20 protein-coding genes and 1 tRNA gene are annotated in these 17,694 nt (G+C 55.8%); 20 read left to right on the forward strand and 1 reads right to left on the reverse strand.

From position 1 onward, the window contains the following. Positions 1-127 precede the first annotated feature (127 nt). The 14 genes from SLIT_RS09770 (at position 128) to SLIT_RS16390 (ending at position 11,000) form a co-directional block, all read left to right on the forward strand. The gene (locus SLIT_RS09770; protein WP_013030080.1) at positions 128-1,063 is read left to right on the forward strand and encodes an RNA-directed DNA polymerase; all 936 of its coding nucleotides are present in this window, start codon (positions 128-130) and stop codon (positions 1,061-1,063) included. 53 nt (positions 1,064-1,116) lie between these two features. Next, a complete protein-coding gene (locus tag SLIT_RS09775) occupies positions 1,117-1,302 on the forward strand; it encodes a hypothetical protein (RefSeq protein WP_150102992.1) in 186 nt (61 codons plus the stop codon). After that, complete coding sequence (locus tag SLIT_RS09780) at positions 1,296-3,125, forward strand: DNA cytosine methyltransferase (RefSeq protein ID WP_013030082.1); 1,830 nt, start codon at positions 1,296-1,298, stop codon at positions 3,123-3,125. Before SLIT_RS09775 ends, SLIT_RS09780 begins: the two co-directional genes overlap by 7 nt. Beyond that, positions 3,122-4,345: a phosphoadenosine phosphosulfate reductase domain-containing protein gene (locus tag SLIT_RS09785; protein ID WP_013030083.1), complete on the forward strand. Its 1,224-nt coding sequence runs from the start codon at positions 3,122-3,124 to the stop codon at positions 4,343-4,345. Before SLIT_RS09780 ends, SLIT_RS09785 begins: the two co-directional genes overlap by 4 nt. Further along, complete coding sequence (locus SLIT_RS09790; RefSeq protein ID WP_013030084.1) at positions 4,342-4,938, forward strand: hypothetical protein; 597 nt, start codon at positions 4,342-4,344, stop codon at positions 4,936-4,938. Before SLIT_RS09785 ends, SLIT_RS09790 begins: the two co-directional genes overlap by 4 nt. Next, positions 4,935-5,291, forward strand: a complete 357-nt coding sequence (locus SLIT_RS09795; protein ID WP_013030085.1) for a hypothetical protein — start codon at positions 4,935-4,937, stop codon at positions 5,289-5,291. The genes SLIT_RS09790 and SLIT_RS09795 overlap by 4 nt, the downstream gene beginning before the upstream one ends. Next, the gene (locus tag SLIT_RS09800) at positions 5,284-6,279 is read left to right on the forward strand and encodes a phage Gp37/Gp68 family protein (protein ID WP_013030086.1); all 996 of its coding nucleotides are present in this window, start codon (positions 5,284-5,286) and stop codon (positions 6,277-6,279) included. The genes SLIT_RS09795 and SLIT_RS09800 overlap by 8 nt, the downstream gene beginning before the upstream one ends. Further along, a complete protein-coding gene (locus tag SLIT_RS09805; RefSeq protein WP_013030087.1) occupies positions 6,276-6,770 on the forward strand; it encodes a DUF1643 domain-containing protein in 495 nt (164 codons plus the stop codon). The genes SLIT_RS09800 and SLIT_RS09805 overlap by 4 nt, the downstream gene beginning before the upstream one ends. Before the next feature lie 166 nt (positions 6,771-6,936). Further along, positions 6,937-7,329, forward strand: coding sequence for a zinc-finger-containing protein (locus tag SLIT_RS09810; protein WP_013030088.1), 393 nt, complete (start codon positions 6,937-6,939; stop codon positions 7,327-7,329). After that, the gene (locus tag SLIT_RS09815; RefSeq protein WP_013030089.1) at positions 7,326-7,889 is read left to right on the forward strand and encodes a hypothetical protein; all 564 of its coding nucleotides are present in this window, start codon (positions 7,326-7,328) and stop codon (positions 7,887-7,889) included. Before SLIT_RS09810 ends, SLIT_RS09815 begins: the two co-directional genes overlap by 4 nt. Further along, a complete protein-coding gene (locus SLIT_RS09820; RefSeq protein ID WP_013030090.1) occupies positions 7,886-8,146 on the forward strand; it encodes a DUF4031 domain-containing protein in 261 nt (86 codons plus the stop codon). The genes SLIT_RS09815 and SLIT_RS09820 overlap by 4 nt, the downstream gene beginning before the upstream one ends. Further along, positions 8,127-8,429: a hypothetical protein gene (locus SLIT_RS09825; protein WP_013030091.1), complete on the forward strand. Its 303-nt coding sequence runs from the start codon at positions 8,127-8,129 to the stop codon at positions 8,427-8,429. The genes SLIT_RS09820 and SLIT_RS09825 overlap by 20 nt, the downstream gene beginning before the upstream one ends. Positions 8,430-8,515: 86 nt before the next feature. Further along, entirely contained in the window at positions 8,516-9,004 is a 489-nt protein-coding gene (locus SLIT_RS09830; protein WP_013030092.1) for a single-stranded DNA-binding protein, read from the forward strand. Between the two features lie 421 nt (positions 9,005-9,425). Then, positions 9,426-11,000 carry a recombinase family protein gene (locus tag SLIT_RS16390; protein ID WP_013030095.1) on the forward strand — a complete coding sequence of 525 codons (1,575 nt, stop codon included), beginning with the start codon at positions 9,426-9,428 and terminating at the stop codon, positions 10,998-11,000. Here SLIT_RS16390 and SLIT_RS09840 read toward each other — a convergent pair. Continuing rightward, a tRNA-Met gene (locus tag SLIT_RS09840) sits at positions 10,957-11,033 on the reverse strand. The two genes, SLIT_RS16390 and SLIT_RS09840, sit on opposite strands and share 44 nt — an antisense overlap. Positions 11,034-11,194: 161 nt before the next feature. Between SLIT_RS09840 and SLIT_RS15980 the strand changes: the two genes are divergently transcribed. From SLIT_RS15980 to SLIT_RS09865, 6 genes are all read left to right on the forward strand, one after another. Then, positions 11,195-11,572 (forward strand): hypothetical protein, encoded by a 378-nt coding sequence (locus SLIT_RS15980; protein ID WP_150102993.1) that lies wholly within the window; start codon positions 11,195-11,197, stop codon positions 11,570-11,572. A 139-nt stretch (positions 11,573-11,711) separates the two neighbouring features. Continuing rightward, positions 11,712-12,800: an efflux RND transporter periplasmic adaptor subunit gene (locus SLIT_RS09845; RefSeq protein ID WP_013030097.1), complete on the forward strand. Its 1,089-nt coding sequence runs from the start codon at positions 11,712-11,714 to the stop codon at positions 12,798-12,800. Next, positions 12,800-15,874, forward strand: coding sequence for an efflux RND transporter permease subunit (locus SLIT_RS09850; RefSeq protein ID WP_013030098.1), 3,075 nt, complete (start codon positions 12,800-12,802; stop codon positions 15,872-15,874). Before SLIT_RS09845 ends, SLIT_RS09850 begins: the two co-directional genes overlap by 1 nt. Then, on the forward strand, positions 15,871-16,182 hold the full coding sequence (locus SLIT_RS09855) for a DUF3240 family protein (RefSeq protein ID WP_013030099.1): 312 nt from the start codon (positions 15,871-15,873) through the stop codon (positions 16,180-16,182). The genes SLIT_RS09850 and SLIT_RS09855 overlap by 4 nt, the downstream gene beginning before the upstream one ends. Continuing rightward, entirely contained in the window at positions 16,179-17,438 is a 1,260-nt protein-coding gene (locus SLIT_RS09860) for a TolC family protein (protein ID WP_013030100.1), read from the forward strand. The genes SLIT_RS09855 and SLIT_RS09860 overlap by 4 nt, the downstream gene beginning before the upstream one ends. Continuing rightward, entirely contained in the window at positions 17,438-17,692 is a 255-nt protein-coding gene (locus SLIT_RS09865; RefSeq protein WP_013030101.1) for a SemiSWEET transporter, read from the forward strand. The genes SLIT_RS09860 and SLIT_RS09865 overlap by 1 nt, the downstream gene beginning before the upstream one ends. Positions 17,693-17,694 lie beyond the last annotated feature (2 nt).

Genomic DNA, 17,694 nt, shown 5'->3' on the forward strand with positions numbered 1-17,694 from the left:
TGCACAAGCACCAAAAGCACGGCAACACGCCCAACCGAGAACCGCTGCGCTGCCTACGGGTGGTGTGGTGGAATGCGGTGCGGAATTCTATCGCCTGACCACTCTAGATAATCTCTGGAACTGCTGGATGCATGCCCGCTGCAACAAGGGCGGTCGCTTGCGCATCCAGCGTTTTGGCGAAGACCCGCTGCGGCACCTGATCACCATTCAGAAGCAGCTACGCGAGCGCCGGTACCAGTTCGGCCCATATAAGACGTTCACCGTTCGCGAGAAGAAATTCCGCGACGTGGTTGATGCGCCAATGAAGGACCGTATCGTGCACTGGATGCTATACCAGTATCTGCTGCCGATCTGGCAGCCTCGCTTCATCCATGACACCTTTGGCAACCTGCCCGGGCGTGGCACGCATGCTGCCCTCCGTCGCCTGGCACAGTTCGCCCGCAGCGAGCGCGCCGAATGGGTACTTCAGCTCGACATCAGTAAGTATTTTTACTCGGTCAATCACGCCCTGCTGAAAGAGCGCGTCTTGCGCCACATCGGCGATCACGAGTTGCGCGCACTGATCATCAATCTGATCGATTCCTTCCGGACTGATGGCAGCTATGACCATCTGTTCGCCGAATCCACGCTGTACCGGCAGACACCAGCGAAGGGTATGCCGATCGGCAATCTATCCTCGCAACTGTTTGCCAACATCTTTCTGAATGACTTCGATCATTGGGTGAAAGAAACGCTGCGCGTGAAGCGCTATGTCCGCTACGTGGACGATATGGCGATCCTGGGCGAATCACGCGAAGAGCTGCAGGAAGTCTGCGAACAGATCACCAGCAATCTGGCCAGCGAAGGCCTGACGATTCATCCACACAAGATACGCATCGCGCCAACGCGCGCCGGAGTGCCTTTCTTGGGTTCAATCGTCTGGCCAAATCATATCAGCGCAGGTCGTTATATTAGGAGTCGTTACCTACACAGGATCCGTCAGCACGAGTCCGGCGCACGGGACAGAACCGAAGCGCTGCGCTCATACCGAGCAATGTTCAAGCACACAGGGGTGACACGATGAGCGAATCCACGCTCTTGCTCGGTTCCTGCTGCAAGAAACCCGCAATCCACAACATGGACTACAAAGCCTTTGCCAATCCAGAAGGTCATCTGTTCTTTTGGGATGTGCAGGATTTCACGCGACCGGTTCAGATCACCAATCAATGCTGCACCAAATGCGGAACGCACTGGTACGGCTGGGATGGGAAAGTTAATCAGTACACCGCCAAGGAATGGCAAGAAAGGATGAACGAATGCTGACCCCGCAATACATCATGGACCTGAACGACGAGATCATCATCGATAACTTTGCCGGCGGTGGCGGGGCTTCAACTGGTTTCGAATTGGCGCTTGGGCGACATGTGGACGTGGCGATCAACCACGATCCGGAGGCGGTCTCCATGCACCAGGCAAACCATCCGCAGACGCGACATTATTGCGAATCAGTTTGGGAAGTTGACCCGCGTACCGTTCATCCCGGCCGGAAGATCGGCGCGCTATGGCTTTCTCCTGACTGCAAGCACTTCAGCAAAGCCAAGGGCGGCAAACCAGTCGAAAAGAAGATTCGCGGTCTCGCCTGGGTGGCATTGCGCTGGGTAGCCATCCGCAAGCCCCGCCGCCTGTTTCTGGAAAATGTCGAAGAATTCATTACTTGGGGGCCGCTAGTATCCGATGCCAACGGCAACATGCGGCCATGCCCAAAGAACAAGGGGCGCGAGTTCAATGCATTCGTCAATGCCCTGCGCCGTCACGGTTATGTTGTGGATTGGAAAGAATTGCGTGCCAGCGACTATGACACTCCGACCATTCGCAAACGCCTATTTCTTGTTGCGCGCTGCGATGGTCAGCCGATTGTCTGGCCAGAAGCAACCCACGGCGCGCCGGATAGTGAAAAGGTTAAGAGTGGATGGCTGCTGCCATGGCGCACCGCTGCTGAGTGTATCGACTGGTCTCTACCATGCCCGTCTATCTTTCTGACCAAAGAGGAAGGCCGCGCTATCGGCGTAAACCGGCCTTTGGCGGACAACACATTGCGCCGAGTAGCCAAGGGCATCATGCGTTACGTGGTCAATGCCGCCGAGCCGTTCATTGTGCCGCTCACCCACCACGGCGCCGACCGCCGCACTGGCATGGAACAGCCGCTGCCGACCGTTACTGCCGCTCATCGTGGCGAAATGGCGCTGATACAACCGTTCATCACCGAACACGCCAACGGCTCCAATCAGCGGAACATGCCAGCAGACGAACCGCTGCGCACGCAATGCGCCCAGGTCAAGGGCGGACACTTCGCGGTCGTTCAGCCTTTTATCTCGACTTATTACGGTGACAAGCGCCCGGGCGATGTGCGCGGTATCAGCATGGATGAACCTCTGCATACGCAAACCACCGAGAATCGACATGCGCTGGTATCCGCCTTCATGGCAAAGCACTACGGCGGCGTGGTCGGTCACAGCCTTAACGACGAACCGCTGCATACCATCACCAGTAGCGATCACAATTCTCTGGTGACGGCCCACATCGTTGGCGCTGGCGGCCCCGTCTACAGCGGAAAACCAAAAGCTATTGATGAGCCGTTCGGTACCATGACGGCCGAGAACCATCGCGCTCTGGTCACCAGCAACATCGTCAAGATGCGCGGCACCAATGTCGGACAGGATAACCGCGAGCCGTTGCATACCATCAGCGCGCAGGGAACTCACTTCGCCGAGGTTCGCTCGTTCCTGATCAAGTATTACGGCACCGATCAGGATCCTCAATTGCGCGAACCACTCCACACGGTCACCACCAAGGACCGCTATGGCCTCGTGACCGTCCACGGTGAGGAATATGCCATCGTAGACATCGGCATGCGCATGCTGGCACCGCGCGAGCTCTTCCGGGCGCAGGGATTTCCCGAGAAATACATCATCGACCGCGGCCTGCACATCGACGCGGATGGTAATCATCATTGGAAGCCACTCACAAAGAGCGCCCAGGTGCGCATGTGCGGTAACAGCGTCTGCCCGCCGCTGGCGGCTGCGCTGATTCGGGCTAATTGCGCGGACATGATCGTCAGCAAAGAAGTGAAACGGAGGTCAGCATGACCATTCGCGACCTCTCTCTCTTTGAAGGTAGCGCCCGCCTTCAGATGACTGAATCAATCGAACTGACTATCCAGAGCTTGCAAGCTTATGGCCATGAGCACGATCACTGGGTAATTGCGTGGTCTGGTGGGAAGGACAGCACAGCGACACTCACCCTGATTGTCTGGCTGATCACGTCAGGAAAGATCAAAGGTCCGAAACGATTGACTGTCTTGTATGCCGATACCCGCATGGAATTACCGCCTCTCGCAATCGCGGCGAGCGAAATCATGGATGAACTGGCGGATCGCGATATTGAATTCAGGGCAGTTCGCGCGCCTCTGGATAAGCGCTTCCTTGTCTACATGCTTGGCCGCGGTGTCCCGCCGCCGAATAACAACACACTGCGTTGGTGCACTAGACAGATCAAGGTCGATCCAATGGCGGCCGCTATCGCCGAATCGCTTGGCGACGGCACCGCATTGACTATTACCGGCGTTCGGCAGGGAGAAAGTGCTATCCGCGACCGTCGCATTGAGATGAGTTGCGGCAAGGACGGCGCCGAGTGCGGCCAAGGCTGGTATCAACAGGTCCTTCCGGAGAGTAAAGGTGTGCGCGGCCGCATCGCCACGCTGGCACCACTGTTGCACTGGCGCGTCTGCCACGTCTGGGAATGGCTACGTAACTGGGCACCCAAGGAAGAGTTCGGAGGCTGGCCAACCGAGATCATTGCCGATGCCTATGGCGGCGATGAGGCCGAAGAGTTAAACGCCAGAACAGGCTGCATTGCATGTCCGCTTGCCCAGGAAGAAAAAGCGCTGGAAAGCATCATCGCGCTGCCACGTTGGGGGCATTTAACACCGTTGCGTGACTTGAAGCCGATCTATCGCTGGCTTCGTGAACCGGCTCAGCGCCTGCGCAAGTCGGGCGTCGAACGCCTGAAGGACGGATCAATCGGGAAGAACCCGCAACGTATGGGGCCATTGACATTGGAAGCCAGATTGAAAGCTCTGGAAGACATCCTCTCCATTCAAAAACGCATCAATGCAGCCGATGGCCGTCTGACCTTAAACCTGATTGACGAAGAGGAAGAATCTCGCATTCGTGAGCTGATAGCAGCAGAAACTTGGCCGAATGGTTGGGATGGCGATGAACCGCACGCTGATCAATTCTTGCCGGTTATTTTCTATGAAAACGGTGCCGAACAACATGACCTATTTGGATTGGAGGAAACAGTATGAGTGAACACACGCAAGGACCATATTACGTCGGTGCACAGAACGACATGCTCTATATAACTGTGGGAAAGCCGCCCGCAATGAGCAACGACTATCCAGATCATGAGGCTGATCGTACGCCGATTGCAAAGGCATATAGCCCGGATGATGCCCGTCGCATTGCGGCATGTTTGAATGCTTGCTCATCGATACCGACCGAAGACCTCGAAGATTCTTCCATGAACATCATCGAGTACATGGAAGATCAGTACACAGATCGGGTTGACAATCTGATGCGCATCAGCAACCAGCTACGGAACGGCAACACCGAACTGATTGAGGCTCTGATGGGAATGGTCAATCAGTTTTTTATTCGCGACAGCGATACTCACGACCAAAATGACGTCCTGCGGCATTCATTCATGTCGGCCGAGGAAGATGCAATCCGCGTGCTGATCGATGCGGGCTTCGCCGAAGAACTTGAACTCGGCGGCTACCGCCTGCTGTGGGAAAAGCTGGAACAACGCAAAAAGCCGATGACATGGCAGGACGCAGTCAATCTTTATGTCACAGACCCCGCGCAGCGTGACAAATTGCTGAGGATGGATCAGGAATGAGCGCTTTAGACATCCCTGAGATAGTTAGAGCACAGATGATGAATCCGCTATTCATCCCGCTCAAGACTGAGTATTTCGATTCCTTTGCCGATGGCAGCAAGCGCGAAGAGCTGCGTGTCTATGGACCGCGCTGGAATGAAAAGACCTGCCCAGTCGGTCGCAAAGTGACTCTCAGCAAAGGGTATGGAAAGCGGCACCGGATGGCCGGAATCGTCACGAAATTCAAACGCCAGCACGGCGAAACGTTTGGAAGCACCTACCAGGCTGCAATTCTAGAATGCTACGGCACACTGGACATCTGGATTGCTTGCATCCAAGTAAAGCTCGAAAAACAGGGGAACATCAATGGCTGATCAACGTGACGGCGGTATTGTCTGGTGCAACGAAACATGGAACCCATTACGCGGCTGCTCGCGCGTCTCCGAAGGCTGCCGCAACTGCTACGCCGAGAGCATGGCCGCACGCTTCTGCGGTGCCGGGATGCCATACGAGGGCACGATCAATCCAGAGACGAAGCGTTGGAGCGGCACGATCAAGCTGGTACCGGAGCATCTGACAGACCCGTTGCGCTGGACTCGCCCGCGCATGATCTTCGTCAACAGCATGTCCGATCTGTTCCATGAGGACGTGCCGTTCCAGTTCATCGCCGATGTATTTGCTGTAATGGCCTGCACTACGCGGCATACCTATCAGGTTCTGACCAAGCGCCCGGCCAGGATGCTGGAATTCTTCGCATGGCTTAATGAAGAACTCGATGGCTTCGGACACCCTACTCGCATTGATTCTTTGCGCGTGTGGCCGCAATGGATTCCATCTAAAGGCAATCGCGGAGGATATGACAACTGCGGGCCGCTATGGCCGCTTGAAAACGTCTGGCTCGGCGTCACCGTCGAGAATCAGGAAGCTGCCGACGAACGCATCCCACTGCTGCTGCAAACACCGGCCGCGGTGCGCTGGGTGAGCATTGAGCCGCTGCTGGAGGCGGTCAATATTGCTCTGTGGCTTGACCAACTGCCAGCAACTGTCGACCAACGACCGCGCCTTGATTGGTGCGTGGTCGGTGGAGAGAGCGGTCCGAACGCGCGCCCGATGCATCCTGACTGGGCGAGAAGTCTGCGTGATCAATGCTCGGCAGCAGATGTGCCGTTCCTGTTTAAGCAATGGGGCGAGTGGTTACCAGATTGGCATGGTGAATACCTTGAGCCATTGATTGTGACGCAAGATCGACACCATTGGGACGGTCTCGGCAAGGAATCATATAGCTTTAAGGTGGGGAAAAAGCGTGCCGGTCGCATGCTCGACGGCGTGCTGCATGACGGTTATCCGGTGGTGAATCCATGAGCTTATTCGACCAAACCGGAGCCGTATTTTCACCCTGCAAGAAGTACCGCTATCTGCTGTGGCGCGATTGGGATGTGACCAAGCTTGTGTTGACATTCGTAATGCTAAACCCTAGCACTGCCGACGAAGTTACCAACGATCCAACCGTGGAACATTGTCAGCGCCGTGCTGTATCGGGTGGATTCGGTCGCCTGCAGGTCGTTAACATCTTCGCGCTGCGTTCGACCGATCCACAGGCGTTGTATTCTTCAGATGATCCGGCAGGCCCTGACAATGACGCGACAATCCTTGAAGCGGTGAAGGCATGCGGCGTTGTGATCTGCGCCTGGGGAACGCACGGAAACTTGAATGGACGCGGCGCAGATGTGTTGAAGCTGCTGCGCGGCGCTGGCATACAGCCGCATTACTTGGTGCTGAACAAAGATGGAACACCAAAGCACCCGCTGTATGTTGGGTACGACGTGAATCCAACACCTTGGGAGCATCCATGAGCCGCGCTAATGAAATTCACCAAGCCCGCGTCTACCTGACTGAATCCAAGCGGCGCGGGCGCTGTCAGTTCGCGTTCCTGCTTTTGACCTGGGCGGCAAATGCTCGGCGTCGGGCGATGGCTGCGAAACCTGAACCAGCCCAGCATGACCTATTCGGAAGTGCGGCATGACCATCAAATGCGACTACTGCCACCGCGACGCCAAGTTCGTCACAGGCGCGAAACTTTACCCGCACCGCCCGGACCTGCTGCATAAGAAATTCTGGCATTGCGAACCGTGCGACGCTTATGTCGGATGCCACGACCGGAACAAGCGGCTGGGCTTCAATGGCGACGAACCGAAGGGAAGGCTGGCGAACGCCCAACTGCGCAAGATTCGGATCGCCGCGCATGCGGCCTTTGATCCGCTGTGGAAGTCGGGCGAAATGACGCGCACCGATGCTTACGTCTGGCTGGCGGGTGCGATTGGCCTGTCGATGGTGAATATGCACATCGGCATGCTGGATGTGGACGGATGCCGGGCGGTGATTGTGGCGGTTAAGGGGAGGAAGGCGACATGAAATGGACAGAGAGGAAAATCGCCGCATCGCTTGCCCGTCAGGTATTCGAGCGCAAACACTTGGTGCTGGTGCCGAACTGCACATGGACAGGCGACGAGTGCGACCTGCTGGTTGTGACGCGCGACCTGCGCATCATCGACGTGGAAGTGAAGATCAGCCGTGCCGACTTCAAAGCCGACGCCAAAAAAGACAAGTGGTTCCAGAATTGGGATTGGCGCCTCGACGGGCCATTTCGCAGCTATGAAGAACGGGATGAACGCCGACGCCCCTTGATGTGGCCGCGCAAGGTCTGGAAGCACTATTACGCCATGCCAAAGGAAATTTGGAAACCGGAACTGGCCGAGTTTCTGCCGTCCTCGACCAGCGGCGTCATCCTGTTGACCGAGGACAAGCACGGAAGCACGAGAAGCGGGGTTATCGCTCAGGTCCAGCGCCGAGCTACGCCATGCCGTGACGCCGACCGCATTAGCCCATCTGATGCCGTCGACATCAGCAGGCTGGCCAGCCTGCGCATGTGGGATGCGTTTGATAAGCTGGACAATATGAAGGAGGCAGCATGACAGTCTACGTCGACGACATGCGCGCACCCTACGGCCGGATGATTATGTGCCACATGATCGCAGACACCGCGGAAGAACTGCACGCGATGGCCGACAAGATCGGTGTCGCGCGCCGCTGGTATCAGGGCGACCACTACGACATTTGCAGGGCGAAACGCGCCCAGGCTGTGCAGCTTGGCGCAAAGGAAGTCAGCAGCAGGGAAATAGTCGGGATCAGAAAACAGAATAGGAGGCCGCATGACATCAAAGCAAATTAAGAAACAGAAATACGCAGCGATTCGCAAGGCGGCGGCAAAACATTTTGTCGGACTCAATTACCTGTCTCGCGGCAAGCTGTTGCGCTTGGAGTTTAACTTGCGGTTTGTGCAGAAGATGATACGCATCAAACTGCAAAAATTTGTTGGTATGCATATCTCACCAGAACTTCGGAAGCAGATGCACGCGGAATCGTGTCGCTCTCTAGAGTCTATGTTTTCGCCTCCAATTTTTACCATCAACATTCCGAAGATGGAATTTATATTAGAAGGAGCGAAGAAATGAGCGACCAGGACGACATCAAGCAGGCCGAGAAGCCCGGATATTGAGAATATAAATCTGACTCTGAGATTATTTTAGAAAGGAACGACATGAGCGTGAACAAAGTTATTTTGATTGGACGTACCGGCAAGGATCCTGAAATCCGTTACATGACCAACGGTGAAGCCGTGGCGAACTTCTCGCTGGCAACCTCTGAAAACTGGAAGGACAAGAGCGGCGAGAAACAAGAACGGACTGAATGGCATAACTGCGTAGCCTACCGTCGCCTCGCTGAGGTGATCGGCGAGTACATCAAGAAAGGCGCTCTGCTCTACATCGAGGGGAAAATCCAGACGCGCAAATGGCAGGACAAGGAAACCGGAAAAGACCGCTACACCACTGAGATCATCGTCAACGAGATGCAGATGCTGGGCAGCAAGCAAAGTGGTGAGCATCACGATGGCGCAGAACCAGCAGCGCGCCCTGCTCCGGCGGCAAAACCTGCGGCACCAGCAGGCAAGGGAAATTTCGATAACTTCGACGATGACATCCCGTTCTTTGAGTCCTGCCGTCACTATGGGCTGTGGAGGTCGATGTAATGCTATCCCTCGCCTCCATGTTACTTGGAAATGTGCCGCTCAATCGCGCCAAATTCATTCCAGAACAGAAAGACTTCAAGGTTAAGTCGAGTAAGACAGTTAAACCCGAATCGGCCAAGGCAATGAAGTCCTATCAGATCAACGCGAGCAAACCATGCGCGCACCCTGGATGTGACCAGCCCCGACACAAGTCGAAAAGCGGGAAATGTCACACCACGCTTTGTACACATCATTATTCTTTGCAACAAGAAAGGTTCAGGGTCCGTAGATGAACCCCAGCCAGCATGCAATTATCAGCCTTCTCGCCCGTCAAGCCGTGAAGGCCTATGTGACACACAATACCCAACAACAGCGCGGGATTGAGCCAATCCGTTCAAATCCCCCTGTACAAAACGGGGCTGGGCAGAAGTAAACTGCAACTATGAGAACAGCCGCCTATTGTCGATTTTCGTCTGATGCCCAGCGCGAGGCCAGTATTCGTGACCAACTGCGCAACATCGAGACGTACTGCACCCGCATGGGATGGGCTACGCCCGCGCTTTATCAGGACCAGGCTGTATCTGGCTCACGCAATGATCGTATCGGCTACCAAGCGATGCTGGATGCGGCTGAACTTGGCGTTTTTGACGTGCTCCTGCTGGATGATCTCTCCCGGCTAACCCGCGACCACATCGAGAGCGCCACGACGATCCGGCGCCTCAAGTTCGCCGGTATCCGTGTCATCGGGGTTTCAGATGGTATCGACACCGCCCGGGATGGCTACAAGCTTGAAACAGGGTTGCGCGGCCTGATGTCCGAGTTCTATCTAGATGATCTTGCCAAAAAGACGCACCGCGGACTGATGGGGCAAGCGCTCGACGGGTATAGCGCGGGCGGCCTTCCCTACGGATACACCAGCGACTTTGATGGAAACGGCCACCGCAAACGCATCAATGAAGATCAGGCCAAGTGGGTGCGCTATGTGTTCGAACGGTATGCCGCCGGCGCCAGCACCCGTCAGATCGCTGACGAACTGAATGTTCAGAAAGTCCCAAGCCCGCGCGGAAGTTCCTGGTCGCATTCCGGCATATATCCAGATTCCAAAGGAGTCGGGATGCTGGGAAACCCGATATACAACGGGCGTCAGGTCTGGAACCGCACGGCCTGGGTGAAAGACCCCATCACCGGACGCAGATTGCGGACGATGCGGCCAAAGTTGGAATGGGTGATTATCGAATCACCAGAACTGACGATCATTGATGACGAACTGTGGAAGATATGCGAGGCAAGAACCATTGCCAGAAAGCGAGACACGGCTGGTCGCCGCGAAACAGGCAAGAATTCAGGGGGGCGCAACCCGAAATATCTATTTTCAGGGTTGCTTAAGTGTGGGGTATGTGGTGGGGCGTTCTCGCTGCGAGGGAGTCGGTACTACGGATGCTCCACCTATCTGAACCGAGGCCAGAGTGTGTGCAGCAACAGTCTATCGGTCAAAAAGGACACAATTGAGCGGGTATTGCTGGCAGGCGTGAAAGAATCCCTACTGTCTAACGAGGCTTTTAAGGCATTCGAAACGGAGGCGCGCGCCCTGCTCAAGCAGATGAAGCCAGATAGCGGGCAGGCAAAACGCAAGCTGGAAGGTGCGCGGAAGGAGCTGGACAACCTGATGACGGCCATCAAGGAGGGAATTATTACACCAACCACGAAGGCGGCTGTGCAAACTGCCGAACAGACGATAGCTGACACAATGGAAGAAATTAAGGCCGTGGAGCGCTTCGAGCCTACCCAGATGTTGCCGAGGGCGAGGGAAATATACAACGACCTGGTGACCAGGCTGGAAATGGTAGAGGACGTGGCAGCAGCCCGTGAGGCTTTGCGCGGCCTGATAGGCGATGTGATGCTTGTTCCAGAGGGCGGAAAGCTCACTGCGGAAATACAAAGCGCCGGACTGGCCGGCGCTCTATACGAAACGTTGGTTGCGGGGGCAGGATTTGAACCTACGACCTTCGGGTTATGAGCCCGACGAGCTGCCAGACTGCTCCACCCCGCGTCTGAGAAGGGGGCGAACTCTACAGAAATACAGTACAAACGTCAACATAAAGATTGCCCGTGCATTTATTAATGCATTCAATCCATGAATGATCCAGCACCAATCACTCAGCCCCCATGTCCTATGAGAAAAGTCGACTATGTTAGAATTTCAAGATGCATATGAAGAAACTCCTCCACATCCTCGCCCTGCTGTTGTTCACACTGATTCAGTGTGTTGCTCCGCTCGTGCATGCCCATGTGGATGGAATCCAGAGTAGCGCAACATTTCATGCTCATGGCATACCACACTATCAGTACCATATTTCAGCACAAGAACTTTCACGTAGCCATGTCGAATCATATGAATCGGCTGCGATCAGCATACCGCATGAGATTCAGCGCGATAACACCATAGCCATTCTCGATATCGCCTTCACACTTTCGCATCCGTCACCACCACAACAAGCGAAAGTCACACCATACTCACACGACTCGCAACACATCAGTACTTGCGCCTACCGAAAACCGCCAACACAAGCTCCGCCTCAATTTAGCTAAACCCCGCCCCCTCGACCTGCGCCTTCAAATTCTGTAAGGTTGCGTCAAGGAAGCGCAAAGCAATCGTTAAGGAACAGTTAAGATTCCGCTGGCAAAATAAATTAAGTCGAATGGCCCCACCATTCCGGAGGAAGTATCAATGCAAAAATTTCATTTGTTTTTACTAGGCCTTGTACTGACAACAGCATCCCAGGCTGAAGAGCTGACACTGAGTGCAAATCAATCGAAGACGTTAGGTATCGTCACCGCCCCGCTCCCCTCCAAGCAACAAGGAGAACTCGCAGGCATGCCTGCTCAGGTCGTCATCCCCGGCAACCAATTGTTCACGATCAGTACTCCGCTCTCCGCCATGGTCGAACAAACTTTGGTAGGGGTCGGAGATGCAGTAAAGAAAGGGCAACCCTTGGCCACCTTGCAAAGTCCGGCATTGGCGGAAGCTCAGCGCGGTTTGCTGCAATCATCAACCCAAGCGCAACTCTCCAAAGAGAATCTGGCTCGAGACGAGCAACTCTGGAAGGACGGGATCATTTCAGAAAGCCGCTATCGTGCAACACAAAGCCAATACCGCGAAACCAACGCCGCTCTTGCAGAACGCAAGCAGATGCTCAGATTATCCGGCATGTCCGATACCGATATCGCACGATTGCAATCAGACAACGTATTGAGCAGCCAACTTACCCTCAAATCCCCCATCGACGGCATCGTGCTGGAAAAGACAGTCAGTGCGGGACAACGTCTGGACGCCGCCATCCCGCTGTTCAAAGTGGCAAGACTGGAACCTCTGGCATTGGAAATTCAGGCTCCACTAGCCAGCACGCAAGAACTGAAAGTCGGGGCCAGCGTGGCCGTTCCGGCACATAATGCAAAAGGAAAGCTCACCGCTATCGGCCGCAGCCTTAGCGGCGGCAACCAAACGATCCTTTTGCGCGCAATGATTCAGGATGGCGCCAGCAACTTGCGCCCAGGCCAGTTCGTAGAAGCCACGATAAGTACTTCGGGTACGGCACTGGACCATTGGAATATCCCCAATAGCGCTTTGGCACGCATCGGCAGCAAAGTGATGATATTCATCGAGACCCCCAAAGGCTATCGCAGCGAGGAGGTGACTGTGTTGCACGAGGGTGCCGACAACAGCGTGATCACCAGCAAACTCAAAGGGAACGAGAAGATAGCTGTAAAAGGTGTCTCCGCTCTTAAAGCCAGCCTGATGGGCATCGGGGGAGAATGATGCTGCCCAAACTTGTCGAATTTGCGCTGACCCAGCGCATGCTGGTTGCCGTACTCACCCTGCTGATCATCGGCGCGGGCATCGTTTCATTCCGCGACCTGCCTATCGATGCGTTTCCCGATGTCTCTTCCACCCAGGTGAAGATCATCATGAAAGCGCCCGGCATGACGCCGGAAGAAGTCGAGGCACGCATCGTAGCCCCCATCGAGCTTGAGATGCTGGGAATTCCCAATCAGCGCATGTTGCGATCGATCTCCAAATACGCCATTGCCGACATCACCATCGATTTCAACGATGGTACCGACATCTACTGGGCACGCCAGCAGGTTGCTGAAAGATTGAACAACGCGTTGCGCGACCTGCCCGGTGGCGCGAGTGGAGGACTTGCGCCTATCACCACTCCACTGGGCGAAATGTTCATGTTCACAGTAGAAGGGGAAGGAATTTCGCTCGAGCAACGCCGCACGATCCTGGATTGGACCATACGCCCGGCCTTGCGTACCTTGCCCGGCGTGGCAGACGTCAACTCACTGGGCGGCCTGGCACGCAGCTTTGAAGTCGTGCCGGATCACACTGCGCTCGCCGCACGCGGACTCTCCATGCTCCAGTTGCAGCAGGCATTGGAAGCGAATAACCGCAATGACGGTGCCGGTCGATTGAGCGACGGGGATGAAGCATTGCTGGTGCGCGCCGAGGGCAGCATCAAGAATCTCCAGGACGTGCGCAACATCGTCATTGCCAGCCCGGGCAATAATCCGATCCGCGTCAGCGACATCGCCCAGGTTCGCATCGGCAGCCTGACGCGTTATGGCGTAGTGACCCAAGACGGCAAAAGCGAAGCGGTAGAAGGATTGGTGCTCGGATTGCGCGGTGCAAATGCACAAAAGGTGGTGGAAGGAGTACGAGCCAAGCTCGCAGAGCTTGCTCCTTCTCTGCCTCAGGGCGTGACCACCAGAGTGTTTTACGATCGCGGCAGCCTGGTGCAACGCGCCATCGGCACGGTTTCCAAAGCACTGACTGAGGCCATCGTACTGGTGGTCATCCTGCTGGTGCTGTTCCTCGGCAACTTCCGCGCCGCACTGGTGGTGGCGTTGACGCTCCCCCTGGCGGTACTGATCACCTTCATCTTGATGCAGCAGTTCGGCATGTCCGCCAACCTGATGTCGCTGGGGGGGCTTGCCATCGCCATTGGTATGCTGGTGGATGCGGCGGTGGTCGTGGTGGAAAACATCATCAGCCATCTCGGCAGGAAACGACAGCATATCCCGCATCTGCATGTAATTTACAGTGCAGTGAAAGAAGTCATCCCCCCGGTCGCAGCAGGGGTCGCCATCATCATCATCGTGTTCCTGCCGCTGATGACACTGCAGGGGCTGGAAGGCAAGCTGTTCATCCCGGTGGCACTGACCATCGTGTTCGCACTGACCGCTTCGCTGCTGCTGTCGCTCACCGTCATCCCGATGCTGGCATCTTTCCTGATCAAGAGTGCCAGCCACGAAGATCCCTGGCTGGTGCGAAAGTCGCTGCAGGTCTATACCCCCCTGCTCAACCTGGCCCTGCGCCGGGAACGAACCATACTCATCGCAGCCGTCGTATCGCTGTTGTTGACCGGTGTCGTCTACACCTTCATCGGCAAGACCTTTATGCCGGAGATGGATGAAGGGGACATCATCATGCAGACCACAAAACTGCCCTCCATCAATCTGGCGCAATCGGCCAACATAGACGAACGTGTGCAGGCGGCAATCCTCAAAGCCGTACCAGAAGTGAAAAGCATCGTCTCGCGCACCGGGGCGGATGAACTGGGTCTCGACCCGATGGGTTTGAACGAAACAGACAACTTCCTCGTACTCAAGCCCCAAGCAGAATGGCGAACGCCGGACAAGAACGCGATCATAGACGACATCCGCAAAGTGATGGGCGACTTTCCGGGACTGGAATACAGTTTCACCCAGCCCATCGCCATGCGCGTTTCGGAAATGCTCACCGGCACCCGTGGCGATGTAGCAATCAAGGTCTTCGGCACCAACATCAACAAGCTCAACGAACTCGCAGAGCAGATCGTAAAAGTGGTCGGAGGTATCAAGGGCAGCGAAGATGCCTACACGGTCAAGAATAACGGCGTTCAGTATTATCGCGTGATCATCGACCGTCTTGCTGCCGGACGATTGGGCTTGAGCGTGGACGACATCAGCAATACGCTGCGAACACAGGTGGAAGGCCGCCAACTCGGCATGGTGGTCGAAGAAGGTCGGCGTACGCCACTGCTGGTACGTGGCGATTCCGAAGTACAACAATCTCCTGCATTGTTCTCAGCGCTCACATTGCCGCTCACCAACGGACAAAGCGTACCGCTATCCGTGGTTGCCAGACTCGAACGCGCCGACGGCCCCGTGAACGTGAACAGGGAGAACGGAAAACGCATGGTGGTGATCCAGACCAACGTTCGCGACCGCGATCTGGTCGGCTTCGTGGATGAAGCCAAAGCCGCCATCGCAGCGCAAATCAAGATGCCCGAAGGCTACAGCATCACCTGGGGCGGGCAATTCGAGAACCAGCAGCGCGCAGCAGCACGTCTGGCCATCGTCATCCCGGTTGCGCTGGGCTTGATCTTCATGCTGCTGTTCGCCACCTTCGGCTCGGTACGACAATCGGTACTGGTACTCACCAACATCCCGTTCGCACTCATGGGCGGTGTTTTTGCCCTGTGGGTCAGCGGCGAATACATGTCCGTTCCGGCATCGGTCGGATTCATCGCATTGCTCGGTATCGCAGTGTTGAATGGCGTAGTGATGGTGTCCTACTTCAATCAGTTGCACGCCGAAGGCATGGACATCACCCAGGTCATCATGGAAGGGGCTAAGCGGCGGTTGCGTCCAGTGCTGATGACTGCCAACATCACCGCCTACAGTTTGCTGCCGGTATTGTTCGCACATGGACCAGGCTCCGAGATCCAGAAACCACTGGCCATCGTCGTGATGGGGGGGCTGATTAGCTCCACCACCCTGACCCTGTTTATGCTGCCGATACTGTACCGTCGCTTCGGCCTTGAGCCGCAGAGGAAAGCACTATGAAAGAAATGAATTGCTGCCTGACGATAGCCTGCCACCGCTCGCTGGAAGAAAGACTGGTCGGTCACCTGCTGGAACACCCGGAGTGGGTACACGGCTTCATCATGTTCAAGGCCGAAGGGGGCAGTCAAAAAGAAATACTGCCCAGCATGATCGAACAGGTGCGCGGGCGTTCGCAGCGCGTGTCGATCCAGGCCGTCATGAACCTGGAAGATGCGCGCGCGCTAGTCAATCACCTCAAACATGAAGAATGCAATCCGGAAATCGCCTACTGGATCACGCCCGTTATTGAATTCGGAAGGATGGAATGAGTAAATTACACATCATCGCCTTGGCACTCTCCCTCTATGCCGTCACGACATATGCCGCAGAGACCGACTACCCCGACCTGCCTCCGCATGGCCAGGTGGATACAGCTTTGAGCAGCCACATCAACGTGATGAACGCCGAAACCGGGGTCAGGATCGAAGAAGTCAATCAGCGCAAATGGGATAGCGGCAATTACGAATTCAATCTACGTGCCGGCTCTTCGCAACGCCAGATCGCCAACACGGGCCAGAAGCTCAAAGAATGGGATGTCACTCTGGAACGCCCGCTGCGTCTCATCAACAAGGTATTCATCGATAGCGATATAGGCGAAGAAGTCGTGGCACGTGCAAATTTTGCCCTGGGAGATGCGCGCCATGAAGCTGGACGCACGCTGCTACACCTGTGGTTCAACTGGCAACGGGAAGAGATGCAGGTGACACAGTGGCAGCAACAAGTAGAAAACCTCACACAGCAGGCGTTGACTACGGACAAGCGCCTGAAGGCAGGAGATGCCCCGCGCATGGAACTTAGCCAGGCCAATGCCGCCGTTGCCCAAGCGACCGTATCGTTGCAACAAGCCAAGATGCGCGCCGAACTGGCTGGCAACGAATTGGCACGGCAATTCCCGTCGATCACGTTGCCGGTTCAGCTATCTACATCGGTACCGCAACCCATCCCGGAGAATCTCGAATATTGGAAGCAAACCATAATCGGAGACAACCATGAACTGGAAATGGTGCGTTCGGAACGCCGCATCCAGCAAATGCTGGCACAACGCAGTCGCGCCGACCGCATACCGGATCCCACTCTCGGCATACGCTATTCGAACGAAATGGGGGGTAACGAAAGAGTAACGGGAGTCATTCTTTCCATCCCTATTTCATTCGGCTTGCGAAGTGCCAATGCAGAGAATGCCGAATATCAGGCCCAGATCGCCGGCGACCGCGAGAATGCCGTGCGGCGCCGGCTTGAGGGCGATATCTACGCTGCCTACACGCAGGCGATCAACAGTTACCAGATCTGGCAGCAGGCCAGTGAGGCCGCTGCCAGCATCCGTCAGAACGCAGACCTGGTAGCGCGTGCCTACAGCCTGGGCGAGAGCAGCCTGTCCGAGACACTCACCGCTCGCCGGCTGGCGCTCGAATCCACGCTTTCCGAAAACCTGATGCGTCTGGACGCCAATGAAGCGCGCTATCGGCTGCAGCTCGATGCCCATCAACTCTGGAAATCGGATACCGACCACGCCGGAGCGCACTGATGTCCGCCCAAGAATGGATAGGCAGTATCGCGGCCACGCTCACCACCTGCTCGTTCATTCCGCAAGTATGGCGTGTGTTGCGCAGCAGACACACGCAGGACATCTCGCTGCTCATGTATGCATTCTTCACCTTGGGAGTGGCACTCTGGCTGGCATATGGCATCCTGCTCGATGCCTGGCCCATCATCATTGCGAACGGTATCACCTTGCTATTGGCCGGAACGGTTCTGCTGCTTAAACTACGATTCGGTTGAAT

Origin of the sequence: Sideroxydans lithotrophicus ES-1 (genome assembly GCF_000025705.1) — a bacterium.
GTDB classification, from domain to species: domain Bacteria; phylum Pseudomonadota; class Gammaproteobacteria; order Burkholderiales; family Gallionellaceae; genus Sideroxyarcus; species Sideroxyarcus lithotrophicus.